A 21,840-nucleotide genomic window follows, 5' to 3' on the forward strand; every position below is an offset into this window, starting at 1 on the left:
AACCAACAAGGAAGCCCCGCTGTGCACGACCGCTCCATTGGCGATCTCATCCGCGACGCGCGCAATCTCAGCGCTGCCGAAGTCGAGAAAGTGCTGGCCTACCAGCGCCAGCACGGCGTCCGCTTCGGCGAGGCGGCCGTCACCCTTGGCTTGGCCAGCCCGGAAGACGTGCTCAGTGCGCTTGCGCAGCAGTTCCACTACCCGCTCGCCTCGTCCGATGGCCCCCGTGCCAGCCCCGAGCTGGTCACCCTGGTGCAGCCCTTCTCGCGCCAGGCTGAGGCCATCCGTGCCGCCCGCAGCCAGGTCACCATGCGCCTGCACCGGCCCGACAGCGTGCGCCAGGCCCTGGCCGTGATCAGCCCGGACCGTGGTGACGGCAAGACCTACTTCACCGCCAACCTGGCTGTCTCGCTCGCCCAGCTCGGTGGCCGCACCCTGCTCGTGGACGCCGATCTGCGCAGCCCCCGCCAGCACGAGGTCTTCGGCGTGCCCAACACCGCCGGCCTGTCCTCGCTGCTTTCGGGGCGCGCTGAAAGCCAGGTCATCCAGAGCGTCGAAGGCGTCCCCGGCCTCTTCGTGCTGCCCAGCGGCCCCATTCCGCCCAACCCGCTGGAGCTGATCGAGCGCCCGGCCTTTGGCCTGCTCGTGCGCGAGCTGGTGTCCAAGTTCGACCATGTCGTGCTCGACACCGCCGCCGCTGCCCACGGGGCTGATGCCAGCGTCGTTGCCGGCAAGTGCGGTGCTGCCATCGTGCTCACCCGCAAGGACCAGAACCGTGTCGATGCCCTGCAGGAGCTGGTGGCGAGCCTGACTGGCAGCCCGGTGCAATTGCTCGGCGCCGTTGTCAACGAGTTCTGACTCTGCTGATCTGGCAGAGCATTCCCCATGGAAGTTCAGCGCTCGCCCGTCGGCCTCAATCTCAAACCCCGCTGGGCGCTGACCCCGGCTGGCGGCGTCGATGTGGTGGCGCTTGGCCTGCTGGCGTTGGGGCTGTGCGTGCTGTTCCTGCCCACCCTGGTAGATGTCGCACGCACCATCTGGACGCGTGACGAACAAGGCCATGGCCCCATCATCCTGGCGGTGACCGCCTGGCTGGTCTACCGCAAGCGGGACGAGCTGTTCGCACTGGAACCCAGCCCCAGCCCCCTGGCCGGGTCGCTCTGGCTCGCCCTGGGCCTGCTCATGTTCGTGCTCGGCCGCTCACAGGCCGTGTTGCTGCTCAGCATGGGCGCCCTGATCCCGGTGCTCATCGCCCTGCTGCTGCTCCTGATCGGGCCGGCCGCCGTGCGCCTGCTGTGGTTCCCACTCTTCTTCCTGCTCTTCATGGTGCCGCTGCCTGCCACGCTGGTCATTGCAGTCACCACCCCGCTCAAGTCAGCGGTCTCGGCCGTGGCCAGCGCGTTGCTCTATCACCTGGGCTATCCGGTTGGCCGCAGTGGTGTCGTCTTGACCGTGGGGCCCTACCAGTTGCTGGTGGCCGATGCCTGCGCCGGGCTCAACTCGATGTTCACGCTGGAGGCCCTGGGCCTGCTCTACATGAACGTCATGTCCTACGCCTCCAAGGCGCGGAACCTCGCCATGGCCATCGCCATCGTGCCCATTTCCTTCGTGGCCAACATCGTTCGGGTCTGCATCCTGGTGCTGGTGACCTACCACTTTGGCGACGAGGCCGGCCAAGGCTTTGTGCATGGCTTTGCCGGCATGGTGCTCTTCCTGGTGGCCTTGACCCTCATCCTGGCCTTTGACCACGGCATGACCGGGCTGGTGCGCCGGGTCAAGAGACTGGGCAAGGCATGACCACTCGCCGCGTTGCCATATTTGGCTCTGCTGCAATGCTCGGCTCTGCGGCGCTGGCCGAGTGGGCGCGCCCCACCGTTCGTGTCTCTGACCTCCACCCTGGCTTCAAGCTGGAGGAGCTATTCCCCGGCAGCTTTGGCGAGTGGCGTGTTGATGAGAACGTGCCTGTCGTTGTGCCGCCGCCTGATCAGCAGGCAGTCATCGACAAGATTTACAACCAGACCCTGGCCAGAACCTACTTCAACGCCAAAGGTCAACGGGTGATGCTGTCTGTGGCATACGGCGGCGATCAGTCCGATGGCCTGACTGTGCACATCCCCGATGTTTGCTACGCCACTCAGGGGTTCAAGGTCGAAGCAGGCCGTGATGATCGGCTTGAAGTCAGGCCCGGTTTTTTCATTCCCGTGCGCCAGTTGGTCGCCAAGATGGGGCCACGCGTCGAACCCATCACCTACTGGGTGCTCATGGGCGACGAAGCGACGATTACGGCGACCCAAAGGCGCCTGGTCTCGATCCGATATGGGTTGCGTCGCCTCATCCCTGAGGGGATGCTCGTCCGAGTTTCATCCATCAATCCCGACCAGGCCGAAGCCATACAAGTTCACAGCAGATTCATTCGTGAGTTGCTGGCTCAGTTACCTGAGCCGGAGCACGAGCGTGTCGTCGGCAAGATCAACCTCAACCGCAAGACTTAAACAGCATGAGCCAAAAGAAAGTTGCACTCATCACCGGCGTCACTGGCCAAGACGGCGCCTACCTCGCTGAACTGCTCCTCTCCAAGGGCTATGAAGTCCACGGCATCAAGCGCCGTTCGTCGCTGTTCAACACCGACCGTGTCGACCATCTCTACCAAGACCCACACGTCGACAACCAGCGCTTCAAGCTGCACTACGGCGACCTGACCGATGCCACCAATCTCATCCGCATCGTCCAGGAGACGCAGCCCGACGAGATCTACAACCTCGGCGCCATGAGCCACGTGGCCGTCAGCTTCGAGCAGCCCGAGTACGCCGCCGATGCCGACGGCATTGGCACCCTGCGCCTGCTGGAGGCCATCCGCATCCTCGGCTTGCAAAAGAAGACCCGCTTCTACCAAGCCTCCACCTCTGAGCTTTACGGCCTGGTGCAAGAGATCCCGCAGAAGGAAACCACCCCCTTCTACCCGCGCAGCCCCTACGCCGTCGCCAAGATGTACGCCTACTGGATCACGGTCAACTACCGTGAGGCCTATGGCATGTATGCCTGTAACGGCATCCTCTTCAACCACGAGAGCCCGCTGCGCGGCGAAACCTTCGTCACCCGCAAGATCACCCGCGCCATCGCCCGCATCGCGCTGGGCCTGCAAGACTGCCTCTACCTCGGCAACATGAGCGCTCTGCGCGACTGGGGCCACGCCAAGGACTACGTCGAGATGCAGTGGATGATGTTGCAGCAAGACCATCCCGAGGACTTCGTCATCGCCACCGGCGTGCAGTACAGCGTGCGCCAGTTCGTCGAGTTTGCTGCCGCCGAGCTGGGCATCGAGGTCGCCTTTGAAGGCGAGGGCGCCAACGAGATCGGCCGCGTCACCAAGGTCACCGGCGACAAGGCCAAGTGCAAGGTCGGCGAAGTCATCGTCAAGGTCGACCCGCGCTACTTCCGCCCCACCGAGGTCGAGACCCTGCTGGGCGACCCCACCAAGGCCAAGGAAAAGCTCGGCTGGGTGCCCAAGACCACGCTCAAGGAGCTGGTCGCCGAGATGGTCCAGTCCGACTACACCGCCGCCAAGCGTGACAGCCTCGTCAAACTCGCCGGCTTCCAGGCGTATGACTACAACGAGTGATGCTTCCAGTTCGCCGAACGCGGTCGAGGAGAAGCGGGCTTACGTCCATTCCCTCGACGGTGTGCGGGGGCTGGCTGCGCTCGCTGTGGTCCTCTATCACGTCGAATACTTCCATGCTTGGTTTGCGCGCGGATACCTGGCGGTAGACCTGTTCTTTATTCTCAGTGGCTTCGTTCTGACGCACCGCTACGGCCAGCAAATCGAGCGTCGAGGGAGTTTTGGCAGGTTTGCTTTGGCGCGATTGGCCCGGCTATACCCACTGCACTTCGCGACTCTTGCGGTGCTGGCGTTGGCTGAGTTGGTGCTTGGGCATTACGGCAAGCACGCGGTCATTCAAGGTGATTTGGGCTACAGCCTGATCATGAATCTGCTGCTTCTGCAAGCGGTAGGCTTTTCCGACTCTCCAAGTTGGAACACGTCTGCTTGGTCTATATCGGCAGAGTTCTGGTTCAACTTGCTGTGGGCCTTGTTGTTAGCCGTCCCTCTTATCAAGCGGTTCATTACTCCATTGTTCGCATTGGCCTGGGCAGTGGGGCTGATGTTATTGATCCAGCATTCGGTATTGATCGACTATCACATGGAGAAGATTGGCGGCATGACGACGGCTTTGCTGCGTTGCGCCGTGGGATTCTCCTGTGGCGCTTTGATCTATGGCGTAAGACAGCAAGCTCAGCGGTTTTCTCGCTGGGCGGCGGTGGCCGGTTTGATTGCCGTACTACTTGTTGTGGCGCTTAAACCTGAATACATGGACTACTGGGTAGTCGCTTTCGTCTTCCCTTTGCTGATCATTGCGAGCCTTGCGTCGGCTCACCAATCTTGGTGGGTCACCTTTCTGGAGTGGAAGCCGGTCGCTTGGTTGGGGGTGATCTCGTACTCCGTCTACCTGAACCATCTCCTTGTAATCAAGGCCGTGAATTTGGTGGCGTCGAAGTTGGATCTACTTTCTCGCGGGGCTCTCATCGTTGTTGTAGTGCTCGCGTTGTCTGCCTTCACTTATCGCTTTGTCGAGGCGCCAGCGCGGCGATGGTTGGTATCGCTCGCAGGACGCAGTTCTGGGATACAGGTTCCGGCTTAAGCGTCGGGCCGAGTCTTCGGGCTCCTCATGCATCAATCGAAAGTTGGAATCGAGCAAATGGATAAAACGTCGCGCATCTTCATCGCTGGTCATCGTGGCATGGTCGGCTCGGCTCTGGTGCGGCGCCTGCAAGCGGGCGGCTACACCAACGTGCTCACCGCCAGCCGGCAGGAGCTGGACCTGCTCGACCAGCGCGCCGTGCATGAGTGGTTGCAGGCCAACAAGCCCGACTACCTCTTCATCGCTGCCGCCAAGGTCGGCGGCATCCAGGCCAACAACGTCTACCGCGCCGAGTTCCTCTATCAGAACCTCATGATCGAGGCCAACCTCATCCACGGCGCCCACCTCGCAGGGGTGCAGCGCCTGATGTTCCTCGGCAGCTCCTGCATCTACCCCAAGCTCGCACCCCAGCCCCTCAAGGAAGAGTGCCTGCTCACCGGCCCGCTCGAGCCCACCAATGAGCCCTACGCCATTGCCAAGATTGCCGGCATCAAGCTCTGCGAAAGCTACAACCGCCAGTACGGGCGGCAGTACGTCAGCGCCATGCCGACCAACCTGTACGGCCCCAACGACAACTACGACCTGCAAAGCAGCCACGTGCTGCCCGCCCTTATCCGCAAGGCGCATGAAGCCAAGCGGCGCGGTGACGCCGAGCTCGTTGTCTGGGGTACTGGCACGCCGCTGCGCGAGTTCCTCTACGTGGACGACCTAGCCGACGCCTGCGTCCACCTGATGGAAATCGGCGCCGAAGACGTGCTCACCAACATCGGCGTCGGCTCCGACGTCACCATCCGCCAGCTCGCCGAACTGGTCTGTGAGGTGGTGGGCTTCCCCGGCCAGCTGGTGTTCGACACCTCCAAGCCTGACGGCACGCCCCGCAAGCTCATGGACGTGAGCCTGCTGGCCAGCCGCGGCTGGCGCGCCAAGACAGGGCTGCCCGAGGGCATCGCATTGGCGTACGCAGATTTTCAGCGTCGTGCGGCAGCCGGCCTGTGATGCGATGGCGCCCAACGATCGAAGCTGAGCGGTGCCATGCGTGAGTCCGAGGCTCTGGGTCGCCGCACCTTGGCGGCGCTGCTCTGGAGCTACGGAGGCGCGCTGATACGTGTGCTGCTGCAGTTGGTCTTCCAACTGCTGCTGGCGCGCTTGCTTGGGCCCGAAGCCTTTGGACAAGCGTCGATAGCGCTGATCGTGCTGGGGTTTGGGTGGATCCTTTCTGAGGCAGGCTTTGGCTCGGCCTTGATCCAGAAGCAAGACATCGCCGACGCTGACATCCGCTATGCGCTGGGTTGGGTCGCGCTCACATCCGTCCTTGCGGGCGCAGTTATCGCCGTGAGTGCCCCTTGGCTGGCTGGCTGGCTGGGTGACCCGCAGGCGTGGCCGTTCATCGCCGCTGCCGCTGCCTTGATTCCCATTCAGGCGGTGTCCAACATCCCTGCGAGCCTGATGCGGCGGCGTCTTGATGCCAAACGGGCTCAGACCATCTTTCTTTCGGGCTATGCGCTCGCCTACGGCTGCGTGGGCCTGCCGGCGGCTTGGATGGGGGCCGGCGCGTGGGCGTTGGTGGCCAGCTTTGGTTTGCACAGCCTCTACAACCTCGTGTGCGGGTGCATCGTGACGCGTTGTCCGCTACGCCCCAGCCTGCGTGGGGAACCAACGCTCCGCACCTTCGGGCTCAAGGTCACGCTGGCAAATATGGGCAACTGGGCTACTGAAAACGTCGACCGCATGCTGGTGGCGCGTTTCTGGGGTAGCGCATCTCTTGGGGCCTACGGGGCTGCCGCCAATCTTTCTCGGGCGCCCGTTGGGTTCATGCTGGGGTCGTTGCAGTCGGTCGCGTTTGCGTCTGCGGCCAAGCTCCAGGGAGCGCCGGAACGCCTCGCTCAGGTCTACCTCGGCATGTTGGCTGGCGTCAGCTTGCTGACCTGGCCCATATTCGTTGCCATGGCCGTTCACGCCGACGCCCTCATCGCGCTGCTATATGGGCATCGCTGGTCCGAGGCGGGCCCGCTCTTCGGTGTCTTCAGCCTTGCGCTGCTGCCGCTGACGCTGCTGGGTGTCACGGGCCCACTCCTGTGGGCACTCAATGTGGTGAGCGCAGACATCCAGGCCCAGGTGCTTACGGGCGCATTGCTCGTTGCCGGGCTTTGCCTGTGCGCCGCGCTGCCCTTGCAGCAGGCGGTGTGGGTTGTTTTGCCGGCTTACTGGGCGCGCAGCCTCTGGATGTTGGGGCGGCTCTCCCGTGCACTCTCGGTGTCGGCGGCGCAGTTGCTGCTGGCTTTCCGTGGCGGCCTGTTGCTGCTTTTGTTGGCGGCGACGGTCGCCCTCAGTTCACGCATGGTGCTGTCGCCCAACCTGGCTCTGCTGGGCACCATCGTCCTTGGGCTGCCGCTCTTTGTCGGGCTGCTGCTCTGGCAGCCGGCTTTTCTCTTGGGGCCGCTGGGCGGGCTCATGCGCGAAATGGCGGCTGACTTTCCGGCACTGAAGCGGCTGTGCAGGCTTTTGCGCTTGGAGGTCTCGTGATGCCGAGCGTCTCCTGCCCGAGGCCCCGACTGCATAGCCACCTGGAGCCCACATGCTGAAGTTCTGCCTGCCTTGGGTGCAAGGCCGCGGTGCCGGCTTGGGGAATGAACTCATACCCTGGTGCCGCGCCTTCATTGCTGCGCAAGTGCTTGGCGCACGCTGCCTTCCGCCCGCGTTTGGGCTGAACCAACGGCGCTACTGGCGGCATTTCGGCACCTCGCGAATGGATTGGTTGCTTCACCGGGCGTTGCGGGCATCGCTGCCGCATGTCGAGTTCACCGAGGCTGATTACCTGCAGCACGGTGGGGGCGACGCGGCACTTGCGCTTGAGCGCTTTGTCGTCGCCCGAAGCCTCCGAGACAAGCCAGCGCTCTTGCTCACGACCCAGGGGATGTGGGGCGGCATGGCACATCTTGAGGCAGCCCGCGACTTTGCTCTCAGCACGCTTTACCAGAGTCGCTTTGCTGCCCGGAACCTCATCACCATCCGCAGCCGCTTGAACCCTGAGCTACCGGTCGTCGGCGTTCATGTCCGGATGGGCGACTTCGCCGCACCGCTGCCACCCGAGCAGTACCGCGGCAAGTTCAACGTCGCCCTGCCGCCCGAGTGGTACCGCAACGTGGCGCAAAGCATCCACGAGCAGCTAGCAGGTCGGGTCCAGTTTCTGGTGGTCTCGGATGCGCCGGAGGCACGCCTTCGCACCCTCATGGACGGTTTTCAATGCACGTTCACGGCTGACATCCCTGATTCCGATTGCTCCGACCTGCTTGCACTCTCACGCTGCGATCTGCTGGTTTGCTCCGTCTCATCCTTCAGCGTGTGGGCTGCTTTCCTGTCGGAGGCGCCGTATCTTTGGTACGAGCCCAACCTTGGTGAGAGTGCGCCGGGGTGGCTGTCGATTTGGGGGCATGAGCCTGGCCAACGCGAGCCTGCATCGGGAACCCAAAGAGCGCTCGCCAACGCGATGGCGGCGCGCGAGCCCAGGGCGCAAAGAGCCTGGGCCACGCCTGCGTCCGGAGCGGTTGACTTTGAGGCGCTTGCTCAGGCCACGGCACGGCACAGTGCACGCAGCCTCGACCTCATCCGGTATGGGGTTGTGCCGCCGCATCGACAGCCCGATCCATCCAAGCAGCGGGCCATGTGATGCAAGTACTGATCGACCATCAGATCTTCACCATTCAGCGCTACGGTGGCGTCTCCCGCTACTTTGTGGAACTGGCCCGAGCGCTGAATGCCCGCAGCGACGTGGCTGCGCGTCTCCTGGCCCCCGCCTACGTCAATCGCTACTTGAGCCCGCAGGACGCTTTGCACCCACTGAGCTTCGCGTGGGACGGTCCGAACCGAGGCGTTCGTTTCCGGCCGTTCGTGCTGCGGCCCCTCGCCTGGCTGGCCGTGCGCACGGCGCGCCCAGCGGTGTGGCACGAGACCAGCTACGAAGCCTGCATCGACCGGCTGCCCAAAGGCGTCGCGCGCGTCACCACGCTCCACGACATGATCGTCGAGCGCTTCCCGTCCCACTTTGCCAACGCAGAAGAGCGGCGCCTGCGCAAGCTCGCAGCGATGCGTCGCGCCGACCTCGTCATCTGCATCTCGCACGCCACCGAGCGCGACCTGTTGAGCTTTTACCCAGAGTTCGCGGGCAAGACCCACGTCGTCCACCATGGCGTTGCCCAAGCACGGGTGGAGGGCCCCAAGCCCAGCAACCTGCCCGACAACTACCTGCTCTACGTAGGCACGCGGCAGGCCTACAAGAACTTTGATGGACTCGTCCGTGCACTCGGAGCTTCCAACAAACTGCCGCCAGACCTGCAGCTCGTCTGCTTTGGCGGCGGGGCTTTGACGCCAGCAGAACGCAAGCTGGTCGAAGAGTCTGGCTTCCCGCTCAGGCGGGTCAGGCAGATGCAGGGGGACGACCAGTTGCTGTCTCAGGCCTACCGACATGCACGGCTGTTTGTGTTCCCCTCCCGGTACGAGGGATTTGGGATGCCTCTGACCGAAGCTATGGTGCAGGGGACACCCATCGCGTGCGCCAAGGCCAGTTGCTTTCCGGAGATCTGCGAGGACGCAGCTGCCTATTTCGATCCCGATGACTTGAATGACATCCGTGGTTGCTTGGAGTCATTGCTTGAAAATCCAGACCGGTTGCTCGCCCTTGGCAGGGACTCTCAGCAACGCGCTGCGGTGTTCACCTGGCAGCGGTGTGCGGAGCAAACGTTGATGGCCTACGCAAAGGCGGTCGAATCACATGGCGTGCGTTGAATTCATGCAAGTCCAGGCATTCGCTTGTTCTCTCGTTGTTCGCTCTGGTGATGCCATGCGATGGGCGGGTGGGACGACACGCACGTGTCCAAAGAATCTCGAAAAGGGGCGCTCAAGATGGAGCTGATCTATTGGGCATTTCAGGCGTTGCCTTTTGTTGTGGCCTTCCTGGCTGCGGTGGCATTGCTGTTGATTTTTAACTTCAGTTTTCGCCGGTTCGAATTCGGACTGGGTGTGTTGGCAGTCACCTTCTGGCTGGATGCTGCAACCCAGTCGGCGCCGGTCTTGCAGCTGGGCCTTCGTTGGTACATCGCAGACCTGCCTTTGATCATCCTCGGGGCAGTGACGCTGCTGCGCTGGCTGGTGTCGAAGCAGATGCCCTGGCGGCATCCTGGCTGGCTGCTTTACGTAGGCGTCTTTCTCGTCAATCTGGCCATTGGCTTGGCGACGCAGGGCACCGCTGCCGGCGTGCAAGCTCGTGGCGAGTTCTACGCCATCGTGGCGGCCAGCTATGCAATGAGCTTTCCGATCGCGCGAGAACAGGTGCGCGCCCTGGTGGCAGCGTTCGCCTGGTTGGGTGTCGGACTGGCTCTTTTGACGGTGTATCGCTGGGTGGTCTTTTACGCGCCCATCACGGATTTGTTGCCTCCAGAGGGCGTCTACAACATCGACGGTGCGATCCGGGTTATCGGGGCGCCGCAAGCCCTCGTGCTAGCCCAGGCGTTGTTGATCGGTCTTTACTTTGCTCACCTCGGTGGCGCAGCGACGGCGCTTCGCCTGCTGTCGCCGCTGTTCCTGGGCTTCGTCGTCGCCCTGCAGCATCGATCAGTCTGGCTCGCTGCTGCTGTTGGGGTCGCCGTTGGATTGCTGTTGGCTCGCGCGAAGCATGTCCCTGTGTGGCAGCAGGTGGGCGTGGTTTGTGTCATGTTTTCCCTGCTCGTTGGTGGCGTGATGTACGGCGGACGAGTCGGGCAGGACGTGGCCAGTAGTGCGCAGCGTGCGGTGGCTGGCGAGGGAACGGTTCAGGCGCGGCTCAACAATTGGCGCTCGACCTTGGGGGATTGGTACGGTGAGGGCCCCCGGGCCATTCTGATTGGTCGCACGCTTGGCAGCGATATGACGCGTGTTGTGCGCGATGCTGGTGGGCGCGACATCAGCATTGCCTATGGGGCGCACAACAACTATGTGACTCAGCTGGTCAGCTTCGGTGTGCTTGGGTTTGCAGGTTTGCTTTGGGCCCTGCTTAGTGCGGTGCGCGGGCTTTGGCGCATGTGTCAACGTCGTGAGATCGGCGTTTCAGAGTACGCGGCGCTTCTGCTCATGCTGATCGTTGTTCAGTTGGCCTACTACGTCGCATATGCGTCCAGCTTCATCCAACTGAGTCTCATCGGGATGGCTCTTGCCGCTTGCGCTCCTTCTCGCCGCGATGGCAAGGTGGCTGCAGCGCGGCCGGTGTACGTCCCCCGGGTCGCATGAACGATCAGCAGTCTTCGTATGGAAGTCAGGTTGCGATGAGCGCGCCGGTCAGTGTTTGTGCGCTGCTGACTTGTTTCAATCGCGTAGAGAAGACCATGGCTTGCCTTGCCGCCTTAGAGGTCGCGGCAAAGAAGGCTGACGTGGAGTTGTGTGCAGTGCTGGTGGACGACGGTAGTTCAGACGGAACTGCCCAACAGGTGCGGCAACGTTTCGCTTGGGTTCAGGTTGAGGTGAATGTTGGTGCACCGCTGTTTTGGTGTCGCGGCATGCATCGCGCCATGCAACTCGCGTTTGAGCGTCGTCCGGAACTGCTTCTGCTGCTCAACGACGATACGGTGCTGTTTGAAGATGCACTGTCGACCTTGATCGATTGTTTGGCGCAAGGCGGTGCCGACCAGCGACTGGCCATTGCCGTCGGTAGTACCTGCGATGCCACGACTGGGGCTCAGAGCTATGGGGGATCGCGGCGGATTTCCAGATGGCGCCCGATGACCTTCGTGCGAGTAGCGCCGACTGAAAAGCCTCAAGACCTGGATACGTTCAACGGCAACGTTGTGCTGATCCCCACCGCAGTTGTGGAGCGAATTGGTCTCATTGACGGCACGTTCGAGCACGCGATGGGCGATATCGACTACGGTCTGCGTGCGCGTAGGGCCGGCATTGCTGTCAGGCTAGCTGCCGGGTTCCAAGGGGCCTGCAGCAACAACCCGGTTCGCGGTACCCATGGCGACAGCACTTTGCCGTTGTCACGCCGATGGCAATTGATGTTGAGCCGCAAGGGCTTGCCCTGGCGCTCATGGGCGAGGCTCACTCGTCGCCACGCCGGTCTCGGATGGCCTCTGTACTTCGCTTGGCCTTATTTCAAGCTGCTATTGAGCGGGCTATCCCGGCGCGGATGAGTCTCGTGCCGTTCGCGGAGCACTTGGGTCAGTTGGGTCTGGTCAGCAGCACGCTTGGCAAGGCGTTGAACGGATCGGTCCAGGTGCCCCATCCGGTGGTCACCGTATTGCCAGTGGCGCCGGGAAACGGAAGGCTAGTGGCACCCTTTTCGCGCAGTACCAAGGGAGCGATATTGGCGGACGGAAGCAGCTTGGCTGCAGGCAGTAGCCCAAGCTCATGGTAGTTTTCCAGGGGCTTGGCTGACTTCATGTAGTAACTCCGCATGCCAAATATGGCGTTAGCGCTAGAAAAGTCTTGCTTCTCTTGCCACGGCTGGTGGTAGTACCACTTGATGGTGCCGTGGCTCAGCCCTAGTTGAGTAGTGATAGCCGTTGCCAGCGTCTTGGGTGCTGACGTGCCGGCGACTTCTGTGCCAAATAGGCCTTCGCGAGTACTGAACTGCTGGATGGACTGGTCACCCTGGCGGGTCAAGATGGAGGCAAGCAGCGCAGCGCTGGCGGTGTTAGCTCCGCTGTAGATGACGCCTTGCTGTGGGATGCAATAGTCACCATTTCGCGCGTACTCGCCTTGGCTGCCATCAGGCCAAACGCCGTATGTCAGCCATTCAAAGGTGTAGCGCTTTGCACTGGCGATGAGGACTGGGTCGGCTAACAACACCCCGGCCGCGCCGAACGCCAGGACGGATGTAGCACGACGATTGTTGAAGAGCTGGGCAAGCTCCGAGATTCGTGGGCCCACCACGCCGTCCGCCCTTACGTATGCGTAGACCGGCCCGGGCGCAGCGGCATCTGCGGCGTCCACTTTGCAGTCTCCGTTGGTGTCGTACCGCTTGCTCCACCAGGAGATGACGCCATTCTTTGTTGCGGCCACCCAGGTACGAGTTGCGTAATCCCCACTCAGGCGATTTGGGAACACGCTGCGCATTCCGTTGTCGACTTGCGTCGCGAGAAGGTATGCGTTCTTGCGGATGGAATTTTCAATGTTGACGCGGTCGGTGGAACTCAGCGCACTGCGTACGAAGTCATAAGTGACGATGTAACGGAGCAGCCAACTCGCCTGGAAGAAATAGGCGTCTGGATTCCAGTTGTTCAGATCACGCAGGCACAGCGTGGCCGGGAAGTTGGCTGCCGGGTTCTGGGTTTGGGCCAATAGGTAGCTGCGCACTGCACTGAAGGCACCGCCATCCGATGTCAGCAAGAATTTGAATGCAGCATCACGGGCCTTGCTGCCCAATTGGCCATACGCATCGCTCGAAGTGCTTGCTTGGGGCCCCGGATCGCCTTTGGCTATGAACTCAGTGGCGTTTTGGGTGATCCTGCTCCAGTCACCGGGAGAGCCTTGCGTGTAGTCGTTGGCGACCAGAAACGGCCCTTTCGCGAGCCTAGCCTTCCAGTCAGCCAACTCAGCGCTCGAAAAGAAGACGCCGCCAGCGAGGGGGCGCGTTGCAGGAGTGGAACTCGTGAGAGACGGGGGAGGGACGTAGGCTTCCTTGCAACTGGCAACTGCTGCACTAACCGTCGTGGTACTGGTGCTTGCAGTGATCTTGGTGGAGAGGCTCGTGACACCTGCCGACGTACCCAGTACCGACGTATCAGGTTGAGCAACGGCCGCAGAGGTCAGTACCAGTGGGCCGCCAGATGCGACGTTCGATCCGGTCGAAACGGACACCCCCAAGGCCTTGGCCGTCGGCGATGTTGATTCGGTGGCGACCGTCACAGTAGGCAAAGGGGTGCTGCCGGTCGCGCTCGAGCTACTCGCTTTGGCTGTGCGAGCCTGTGGTGACGCTGATGCAACTTGCGCAACAGCATCCGGAGCGGCAGAGGATGCGCCACTGGCTGGCTCTGCGGCAACCGAAGCGACTTGCTGACCGGCCTCAACGCCACTCGCTGCACCACCAGACGGCGTCGTCTGCGCTGTGGAGCTGGTTTGAGCGGGGGCGCTTCCCGCTCCGCCACCACAAGCGGCGAGCATCAGCAGGAGGGCTAGCAGGGGCGAGGCGGATTTTTGGGGGGTACTGCGGGGAAACATGAAGGCCTTGGAGAGAGTTGAGTGATGGTGCCAGCGTGGGACCAGTTTGAGCAGGCCGGCCGTCGGGTAGGCGTGATGCCTGACACGCCCTGCCGCCTCGGCATTTGTAACCATTTCAAACCAGGGGAAACCACTAAACTGCCGCCGCCTTCCAAGATTGCCTGTCCATGACTTCTGCCGTGCCCCGGCGAGTGCTCGTCGTCCAACGGCGCCTCACCCACTACCGAGTCCCATTTTTTGAGCGGCTGCGTGCCGACATGGCGGCACACGGCATTGAGTTGATGCTCGCGCATGTCGAGCCGACCCCCCGGACTTTCAGCAGCGCTCGCTGTGGGCTTCCAGACGACTGGCCGGCCAGGTCACGGCTGCCCGTTACGAGAGGGCAAGATCCCGGTCCGGCGCGACCGCATGCCCGCATAGTGGCGACGGCAGAACGGCATCAGCAATGTCTAAAGTAGTTCGGACGTTGCAATGTGATGATCCGAACGGATTTACGTGGGCGACAGAGTCTTGCAGGTGGAGGTTGATTGAAAAGACTTGACTCACTGCAGATCCTGCGAGGTATCGCAGCGTGCGCAGTCACCCTGCATCACGCAGTGGCGGTCACGGAGCGGTTTGTGGGAGCCACTGGCCCATTGGCGGGGCATTCGCCGCTCGGCTTGTTGGGCGTGGACCTGTTCTTTGTTCTGTCGGGCTTCATCATTCTCAATAGCCATTTCGACGACCCGCAAGGGTTTGCAGCCGCCTGGCGGTATGCGGTCAAGCGATTACTTCGAATTTTTGTTCCGTACCTGCCCATCACTCTGGTCTACGCGACCGCCCTGAGTGCGATGCCTGGTTTGAGCGATAGCGGACGTAGCTGGAGCCTAGTGAGCTCTCTGACCTTGTTGCCTATGCAACAGCCACCGGTTTTGCTTCAAGCGTGGACGTTGGTTCACGAACTACTTTTCTACGGGGTTTTCTTGGCATTCTTCGCTTCAAGAATGGCGTTTGCTTGGCTTGTTCTGGCTTGGGGCACGCTGCTTTTGATCGCACCGAATGGCTGGCTTCAAGAGACGCCGCTGCCAGTGGTTCATCGACTTATGGCTCCGTTAAATCTTGAGTTCTGTCTGGGTATGGCAGCGGCCTGGGCACTTCGGCGGTTTGATCTCATCGCTGTGGGGAAGGCGCTGGCTACGGCGGGCTTTGCGTTGCTCATGGTGTTGGTACTTTTGACGTCGCACATCCAGCAGGATGTGGAAGCGAATCGCTTGTACTTTGGCGTTGGATTCACCGTGCTGATCGTTGGTCTGGCCGCGTGGGAGTCCAAGAGTTCATCGCCCCCCTACCGCGGCCAGAGTAAGCGTTGGGTGGGGCTACTCGTTTGGCTAGGTGACAGCTCTTATTCCCAGTACCTTGTCCACTTCGCTGTCGTCTCCGTCGTCGCCCGCGTCGCAAGCAAAGTAGTGCAACCGGGCCTAGCGATTCCGGTGGTCGGAGTTTGCCTAGCCCTGGTCATCGTAGTGACCGCCGTGTATTACGCGCAGATTGAACGCCGCGGCGTAGCGGCCACTCGTGCGTGGATCGGCGCACGACGAGCTGCATCGCAGTGAAGCGGGCCGTGAAAACTGGTCGGCCGACAGTGCACGAAGTCGATGACAGCTCGTGCAACCCGTAGTTTGTAACGCGAGCAGAACGGGGAAAACACTACACTGCCGCCGCCCCTCTAACCCGCCTTCCAATGCTCCCAGCCGTGCCCCGACGGGTGCTCGTCGTCCAGCGGCGCCTAACTCACTACCGCGTTCCGTTTTTCGAGCGTTTGCGTGCCGATATGGCGGCGGCTGGCTTGGAGCTGGTGCTGGCCCATGGCGACCCAACGCCGGAAGAGGTCACCAAGCGGGACGGTGGGCAGTTGCCTTGGGCGCATCACCTGACTACACGCTATGCGCTGGGCGGTCGGTTGTGCTGGCAGCCGTTTGGTGCCCTGGCTGCGGGGGCCGAGCTGACGGTGATCACTGCCGAGAACAAGTTGGTCTACAACCTAGTCGAGCAGTTTGATGCGGCCTCGCGGCGTGTAGCCCTATGGGGCCACGGCGCCAATCTGCAGGGCGATGCCACCAGCCTACGTGAGCGCTTCAAGGCTCGCCTGGCGCTGCGAGCGGACTGGTGGCTGGCCTACACGGAAATGAGCCGTGGTTTGGTTGAGGGCCTTGGCTTCCCGAAGGACCGGATTACGGTGCTGGACAACGCGGTGGACATGACCGAACTGTGCGAGCAGTTTGCGGCGGTGACGCCTGCGGCCAGCGCAGCGGCCCGGCGCGAAATGGGCCTTGATGGCGGCCCGGTGGCGCTGTACCTAGGCTCGCTCTACGCCGAGAAGCGCGTGGACTTTTTGCTGGAGTCGGCGCGGCAGCTTCGCCAGCGCCTTCCAGGTTTCAACCTTGTCGTCATTGGTGGAGGGCCTGAGCTGGCGGTGATCCAGGCGGCCGCGCAGCAGGAGCCGTGGATTAAGGCGCTCGGCGTGCGCAAAGGGATGGAAAAGGTGGTTGCAGCGTCGGTGGCCGATGTGATGCTGAACCCGGGCCTCGTGGGCCTGAACATCCTGGACAGTTTCGCGGGCGGACTGCCGATGCTGACGACCGACTGTGGCCTGCATTCGCCCGAAATCGCCTATTTGGAGTCCGGCCGCAACGGCTTGATGACAGCCAACACGCTGGACGCCTTTGTGGAGGCCAGCCTGTCGCTGTTGACGCAGCCCGAGCGTCGAGCGGCCATGGCGGCACAGGCGCGGGCGGATGCGTTGCGGTACACACTGGCGCACATGTCCGAGCGCTTCACCGAAGGCGTGCTGGGTGCGCTGGCGGCGCCGATTCGCCGGGGCCGCACATGAGGGTGCTGATCGCCCACAACGCCTACCAGCACCGAGGGGGCGAAGACAGCGTCGTGGATGACGAGCTGCGCCTGCTCCGTGACCATGGCCACGAGGTGGAGTTGCTCTCGGCGCACAACGATGAGATCGCGGGCATGGGCAAGGTGGCCTTGTTGGGTCGCACGGTGTGGAGCCGACCCGCCGCAGACGCATTGCGGGCGAAGTGCTCCAGCTTTCGGCCGGATGTCCTGCATGTGCACAACAGCTTCCCACTGCTGTCGCCAGCCATCCACTGGCAGGCGCAGGCCATTGGTGTGCCGGTGGTTCAGACGCTCCACAACTTTCGTCTGATGTGCCCGCAGGCCATGCTGCTGCGCGAGGGGCGTGTGTGCGAGGACTGTGTAGGGCGTGTGCCGTGGCGAGGCGTGGTGCGAGCCTGCTACCGGGATTCGGTGGTGCAGAGCGGTGTGCTGACCGGGATGCTTGTGGTGCACCGGGCGCTGGGCACCTGGCAGCGGCGGGTGAACCGCTTCATCGCGTTGAACGAGTTTTGCCGCAGTAAGTTCATTCAGGGTGGCCTGCCCGCAGAGCGCATCCGCGTGAAGCCGAACTTTGTGAGCCGCGAGGAGCCTGCCGACAGCGAGCGGCAGGGCTTTCTCTTTGTGGGGCGGCTGTCACCGGAGAAGGGCCTGGAGGTGCTGGCAACTGCGGCCGAGCGTGCTGGCCTGGAGGTAGACGTCGTAGGCACTGGCCCGCTTGCAGAGCCAATGGCTGGCCGAGCAGGCTTGCGCCTTCAAGGTGGCCAGCCCATGCCAGAGGTGCTGGCACGCATGGAGGCGGCTCAGGCTTTGGTGTTGCCAAGTATTTGGTACGAGAACTTTCCGCGCACCTTGGTGGAGGCTTTTGCCTGCGGGCTGCCTGTGATTGCAAGCAGGCTGGGCGGCATGGCGGAACTGATAGAGGACGGTGTGACGGGCTTGCTTTTTCAGCCTGGTGATGCGCAAGACCTGGCTGCCAAGTTGACCTGGGCGCGCGCCAATGGCGACGCTCTACGGGCCATGGGGCGTGCGGCCCGTGCGCGCTATGAAGCCCTGTATGGACCGGAGCGAAATGTGAGCCAGCTGCTTGAGATCTACGAGGAAGCCATCAGCGAGGGCCCGCTGCATGGCTGAACGCAGGCGCATCGAGGTGCTTGGTCAGCCCTTCGACCCCCTGACCTGGCCCGAGGCGCTGGGCCGCATAGCCGGCTGGGCGGCGGCCCGGGAGAGCCGCTACGTTTGCATCAGCAATGCCCACTCGGCCGTGACGGGCAGCCGGGACCCGACGTTTGCCGCCGTGCTGCGCGAGGCCGACATGGTGACGCCTGACGGTGCGCCGGTGGCCTGGATGCTGCGGCAATTGGGCGTGACAGGCCAGCAGCGCATCAATGGCCCAGACCTGATGTGGCGCTACTGCGAGCAGGCGGGGCAGCGCGGGGAGGCGATCTTTCTCTATGGCGGCTCTGAGGCGACGCTGGTGCTCTTGAAGCAGCGGCTGTTGGCGGCGTTCCCGGGCTTGGTGGTGGCGGGGGCGATCTCGCCGCCGTTCAGGCCGCTGACGGAGGCCGAAGCCGCCCGGGACATTGCCTTGATCAACGCCTCGGGCGCTGGCACGGTGTGGGTGTCGCTGGGCTGCCCCAAGCAGGAGCTGTGGATGGCGGCGCACCGGGGCCAGGTGCAGGCCGTGATGATTGGCGTGGGGGCGGCGTTTGATTACCACGCGGGCACCCTGAAACGGGCGCCAGCCTGGATGCAGCGGGCGGGGCTGGAGTGGCTGCACCGGCTGTGCAGCGAGCCGCGCCGCCTGTGGCGCCGGTATCTCATCACGAACTCTCTCTTCATCTGGGGGGCCGCGAAGCAGCTGCTGGGGCGGTGAGCTTGCGAGAATGCGCGGCTGCACTTCCCAGAAATCGAAGCCTAGGAGAACGGACTTGAAGGTACTCGTCACCGGCGCAGCCGGCTTCATCGGCATGCACGTCAGCCAGATCCTGCTGGGTCGGGGCGATCAGGTCGTGGGTATCGACAACCTGAACGATTACTACGACCCGCAGCTCAAGCACAACCGCCTGGCGCGGTTGACGGGCAAGCCGGGGTTTGAGTTCATCAAGCTGGACGTGGCCGATCGGGCCGGCATGGCCGAGCTGTTTGCCAAGCATCGGCCCGACCGGGTGGTGCACCTGGCGGCGCAGGCCGGGGTGCGTTATTCCATCGAGAACCCGCACGCCTACATCGACAGCAACATCGTTGGCTTCACCAACATCCTGGAGGGCTGCCGCCACAACGGGGTGCAGCACCTGGCCTATGCGTCCAGTTCCAGCGTCTATGGCGGCAACACGCTGATGCCTTTCTCAGAGCATCACAGCGTGGACCACCCCATCAGCCTCTACGCGGCCACCAAGAAGGCCAACGAGCTGATGGCGCACACGTATTCGCACCTGTTCAACCTGCCCACCACGGGCCTGCGCTTCTTCACGGTGTATGGCCCCTGGGGCCGGCCGGACATGGCGCTGTTCTTGTTCACCAAGGCCATCATTGAAGGGCGGCCCATCAACGTGTTCAACCACGGCAAGATGATCCGCGACTTCACCTACATCGACGACATCGCCGAAGGCGTGGTCCGCGTGCTGGACCGTGTGGCCACGGGCGACCCGGCCTATGACCCGGTGCAGGCCGACCCGGCGCGCTCCAGCGCCCCCTACCGCGTGTTCAACATCGGCAACCACGCACCCATCCAGCTGATGAGCTTCATCGAGGCGATCGAGCAGTCGGTGGGCAAAGAGGCGATCAAGAACTACATGCCCATGCAAGACGGCGACGTGCCGGCCACGCACGCGGACGTGGAAGAACTGGCGCAGTGGACCGGCTTCCGCCCCGCGATGCCGGTGCCCGAGGGCATCAGCCGCTTTGTGAAGTGGTATCGCGAGTACTACAAGGTTTGAGCGCTTTCCCTGAAGCGTCAAAGTCGCTGGCTATCATTTATGACATCCCCGCAGCCGTCATGAAGCCTTCGCACGCCCTTGCCCAGCATCGCCTTGCCATCCGCGAGGTGGTGCAGCGCCATGGCATGCAAGGCGTGCGCGTGTTTGGCTCGGCCGCCAGCGGCGAAGACGTTGAAGGCAGTGACCTGGACCTGTTGATCGAGCCGGGGCCGGCCACCACGCTGTTCACCTTGGGCGCATTGCGCCGTGACCTGAGCCGACTGTTGGGCTTGCAGGTGGACGTGGTGACGCCCGCCTCTTTGCCAGAGCGAGTGCGTGCAGACGTGCTTGAGCGCAGCCTGCGGGTATGAGCCAGCACCCGGCGCGTGTGCCTGACTTTCTCCAGCACATCGTCGCGGCGATCGACAAGGTGCAGTCCTACACGGCCGGGCTTGATGAGGCTGCGTTCACGGCCGATAGCCTGGTGCAGGATGCCGTGATCCGCAATCTGGAAATCATTGGCGAGGCCAGCCGCAACCTGGAGCGCCATGCGCCCGGATTTGCCGAGCTTCACCCAGAACTGCCCCTCGGGGCAGCCTATGAAATGCGCAATGTGCTGGCCCATGGCTATTTCCAGGTGGACCTGCACCTGGTGTGGCAGACGATTCAGCACGACCTGCCCCCCTTGAGAAACGCTGTCGCCTCCTTGCTGACGCTGCCGCCAGCCAACGCCTGAATTCCCTTTCCCCAAGCTTCATTCACCGAGCATCGAACATGAAAGTTACCGCCATCGGCACCGGATACGTGGGCCTCGTCACGGGCGCCTGCCTTGCAGAAATGGGCAACCATGTGGTCTGCCTGGACGTGAACCCCGAGAAGATTCGCATCCTGAACGAGGGGGGCATCCCCATTCACGAGCCGGGCCTGGACGCGGTGGTCAAGCGCAATGTGGAGGCCGGCCGCCTGCAGTTCACGACCGACGTGGACGCGGCGGTGCAGCACGGCACGCTGCTGTTCATCGGCGTGGGCACGCCGCCCGACGAAGACGGCTCGGCCGACCTGCAGTACGTGGTGGCGGCGGCGCGCTCCATCGGTGCGCGGATGAAGGAATACAAGGTCATCGTCGACAAGAGCACGGTGCCCGTGGGCACGGCCGACAAGGTGCGCGCGGCCGTCCAGGAAGAGCTGGACAAGCGCGGCGTGAAGATTGGCTACGCGGTCGTCTCCAACCCCGAGTTCCTGAAGGAAGGCGCGGCGGTGGAGGACTTCATGAAGCCCGACCGCATCGTGGTGGGCTCGGACGACGAACAGGCCACGCTGCTGATGCGCGCGCTCTATGCGCCCTTCACGCGCAACCAGGACCGCATGCTGGTGATGGACGTGCGCAGCGCCGAGTTCACCAAGTACGCAGCCAACGCCATGCTGGCCACGCGCATCAGCTTCATGAACGAGCTGGCCCTGCTGGCCGAGCGCCTGGGCGCCGACATCGAGCTGGTGCGCCGCGGCATTGGCTCTGACCCGCGCATTGGCTACCAGTTCCTGTTCCCCGGCGCTGGCTACGGTGGCTCCTGCTTCCCCAAGGACGTGAAGGCGCTGGTCAAGTCGGCCGCCGACGCGGGCATGACGCTCAAGGTGCTGACGGCCGTGGAAGAGGCCAACGAGCACCAAAAGCGCGTGCTGGTGCAGAAGGTGACCAGCCGCTTTGGCGAGAACCTCGCGGGCCGCAAGTTCGCGCTCTGGGGCCTGGCCTTCAAGCCCAACACCGACGACATGCGCGAGGCGCCGTCCCTCGTCATCATTGACGAGCTGATCAAGCGCGGCGCCACCGTGGTGGCCTATGACCCGGTGGCCATGACCGAGGCCAAGCGCATCGTGGGCGACAAGGCTGGCCTCACCTTTGTGACGCGTGGCGAGGAGGTGCTGCCCGGCGCCGATGCGCTGCTGATCGTCACCGAGTGGAAGGAATTCCGCACCCCGGACTTCGACGGCATCAAGGCCGCGCTGAAGCAGCCGGTGGTCTTTGACGGCCGCAACCTCTATGACCCCAAGCTGATGAAGACGCTGGGCTTCGAGTACAGCGGCATCGGGCGCTGAAGCCACGCACGCGCAGGCAAAGAGCTGGCAAAAAACGGGGGCCCTGCGGGGCCCCTTTTTCA

Annotated in this window: 20 protein-coding genes; 19 read left to right on the top strand and 1 reads right to left on the bottom strand. The window is 63.0% G+C overall.

What is annotated here, in order from left to right; translation table 11 throughout:
• Positions 1-21 precede the first annotated feature (21 nt).
• From ABDJ85_RS18050 to ABDJ85_RS18100, 11 genes are all read left to right on the top strand, one after another.
• Positions 22-858, top strand: coding sequence for a CpsD/CapB family tyrosine-protein kinase (locus ABDJ85_RS18050; protein WP_347706187.1), 837 nt, complete (start codon positions 22-24; stop codon positions 856-858).
• A gap of 27 nt (positions 859-885) precedes the next feature.
• The gene (gene xrtB / locus ABDJ85_RS18055) at positions 886-1,797 is read left to right on the top strand and encodes an exosortase B (protein ID WP_347706188.1); all 912 of its coding nucleotides are present in this window, start codon (positions 886-888) and stop codon (positions 1,795-1,797) included.
• Positions 1,794-2,492 carry an exosortase-associated protein EpsI, B-type gene (gene epsI / locus ABDJ85_RS18060; protein WP_347706189.1) on the top strand — a complete coding sequence of 233 codons (699 nt, stop codon included), beginning with the start codon at positions 1,794-1,796 and terminating at the stop codon, positions 2,490-2,492. Before xrtB ends, epsI begins: the two co-directional genes overlap by 4 nt.
• 5 nt (positions 2,493-2,497) lie before the next feature.
• On the top strand, positions 2,498-3,619 hold the full coding sequence (gmd, locus tag ABDJ85_RS18065; protein ID WP_347706190.1) for a GDP-mannose 4,6-dehydratase: 1,122 nt from the start codon (positions 2,498-2,500) through the stop codon (positions 3,617-3,619).
• Positions 3,603-4,694 (top strand): acyltransferase family protein, encoded by a 1,092-nt coding sequence (locus ABDJ85_RS18070; protein ID WP_347706191.1) that lies wholly within the window; start codon positions 3,603-3,605, stop codon positions 4,692-4,694. The genes gmd and ABDJ85_RS18070 overlap by 17 nt, the downstream gene beginning before the upstream one ends.
• 57 nt (positions 4,695-4,751) lie before the next feature.
• Positions 4,752-5,690 carry a GDP-L-fucose synthase gene (gene fcl / locus ABDJ85_RS18075; protein ID WP_347706192.1) on the top strand — a complete coding sequence of 313 codons (939 nt, stop codon included), beginning with the start codon at positions 4,752-4,754 and terminating at the stop codon, positions 5,688-5,690.
• Positions 5,691-5,759: 69 nt separating this feature from the next.
• The gene (locus tag ABDJ85_RS18080; RefSeq protein ID WP_347706193.1) at positions 5,760-7,217 is read left to right on the top strand and encodes an oligosaccharide flippase family protein; all 1,458 of its coding nucleotides are present in this window, start codon (positions 5,760-5,762) and stop codon (positions 7,215-7,217) included.
• A 52-nt stretch (positions 7,218-7,269) separates the two neighbouring features.
• A complete protein-coding gene (locus ABDJ85_RS18085) occupies positions 7,270-8,361 on the top strand; it encodes an alpha-1,2-fucosyltransferase (RefSeq protein WP_347706194.1) in 1,092 nt (363 codons plus the stop codon).
• The gene (locus ABDJ85_RS18090) at positions 8,361-9,476 is read left to right on the top strand and encodes a glycosyltransferase family 4 protein (protein ID WP_347706195.1); all 1,116 of its coding nucleotides are present in this window, start codon (positions 8,361-8,363) and stop codon (positions 9,474-9,476) included. Before ABDJ85_RS18085 ends, ABDJ85_RS18090 begins: the two co-directional genes overlap by 1 nt.
• An 84-nt stretch (positions 9,477-9,560) precedes the next feature.
• Complete coding sequence (locus ABDJ85_RS18095) at positions 9,561-10,952, top strand: O-antigen ligase family protein (protein ID WP_347706196.1); 1,392 nt, start codon at positions 9,561-9,563, stop codon at positions 10,950-10,952.
• Positions 10,949-11,851, top strand: a complete 903-nt coding sequence (locus tag ABDJ85_RS18100; protein ID WP_347706197.1) for a glycosyltransferase family 2 protein — start codon at positions 10,949-10,951, stop codon at positions 11,849-11,851. Before ABDJ85_RS18095 ends, ABDJ85_RS18100 begins: the two co-directional genes overlap by 4 nt.
• Positions 11,852-11,879: 28 nt before the next feature.
• Here the strand turns inward: ABDJ85_RS18100 and ABDJ85_RS18105 are convergent, their stop codons facing one another.
• Positions 11,880-13,253, bottom strand: coding sequence for a hypothetical protein (locus ABDJ85_RS18105; RefSeq protein WP_347706198.1), 1,374 nt, complete (start codon positions 13,251-13,253; stop codon positions 11,880-11,882).
• Positions 13,254-14,407: 1,154 nt separating this feature from the next.
• Between ABDJ85_RS18105 and ABDJ85_RS18110 the strand changes: the two genes are divergently transcribed.
• The 8 genes from ABDJ85_RS18110 (at position 14,408) to ABDJ85_RS18145 (ending at position 21,778) form a co-directional block, all read left to right on the top strand.
• Positions 14,408-15,472 (top strand): acyltransferase family protein, encoded by a 1,065-nt coding sequence (locus ABDJ85_RS18110; protein ID WP_347706199.1) that lies wholly within the window; start codon positions 14,408-14,410, stop codon positions 15,470-15,472.
• A 128-nt stretch (positions 15,473-15,600) separates the two neighbouring features.
• Entirely contained in the window at positions 15,601-16,749 is a 1,149-nt protein-coding gene (locus ABDJ85_RS18115) for a glycosyltransferase family 4 protein (protein ID WP_347706200.1), read from the top strand.
• Complete coding sequence (locus ABDJ85_RS18120; RefSeq protein WP_347706201.1) at positions 16,746-17,900, top strand: glycosyltransferase; 1,155 nt, start codon at positions 16,746-16,748, stop codon at positions 17,898-17,900. The genes ABDJ85_RS18115 and ABDJ85_RS18120 overlap by 4 nt, the downstream gene beginning before the upstream one ends.
• Positions 17,893-18,642, top strand: a complete 750-nt coding sequence (locus ABDJ85_RS18125; protein WP_347706202.1) for a WecB/TagA/CpsF family glycosyltransferase — start codon at positions 17,893-17,895, stop codon at positions 18,640-18,642. The genes ABDJ85_RS18120 and ABDJ85_RS18125 overlap by 8 nt, the downstream gene beginning before the upstream one ends.
• A gap of 55 nt (positions 18,643-18,697) precedes the next feature.
• Positions 18,698-19,705 carry an NAD-dependent epimerase gene (locus ABDJ85_RS18130; RefSeq protein WP_347706203.1) on the top strand — a complete coding sequence of 336 codons (1,008 nt, stop codon included), beginning with the start codon at positions 18,698-18,700 and terminating at the stop codon, positions 19,703-19,705.
• A 59-nt stretch (positions 19,706-19,764) separates the two neighbouring features.
• Positions 19,765-20,055 (top strand): nucleotidyltransferase family protein, encoded by a 291-nt coding sequence (locus ABDJ85_RS18135; protein WP_347706204.1) that lies wholly within the window; start codon positions 19,765-19,767, stop codon positions 20,053-20,055.
• Positions 20,052-20,420 carry a HepT-like ribonuclease domain-containing protein gene (locus ABDJ85_RS18140; protein ID WP_347706205.1) on the top strand — a complete coding sequence of 123 codons (369 nt, stop codon included), beginning with the start codon at positions 20,052-20,054 and terminating at the stop codon, positions 20,418-20,420. The genes ABDJ85_RS18135 and ABDJ85_RS18140 overlap by 4 nt, the downstream gene beginning before the upstream one ends.
• Before the next feature lie 38 nt (positions 20,421-20,458).
• Positions 20,459-21,778 (top strand): UDP-glucose dehydrogenase family protein, encoded by a 1,320-nt coding sequence (locus tag ABDJ85_RS18145; protein ID WP_347706206.1) that lies wholly within the window; start codon positions 20,459-20,461, stop codon positions 21,776-21,778.
• Positions 21,779-21,840: the final 62 nt, after the last annotated feature.

The organism is Roseateles paludis (assembly GCF_039872745.1).
Taxonomy (GTDB): domain Bacteria; phylum Pseudomonadota; class Gammaproteobacteria; order Burkholderiales; family Burkholderiaceae_C; genus Pelomonas; species Pelomonas paludis.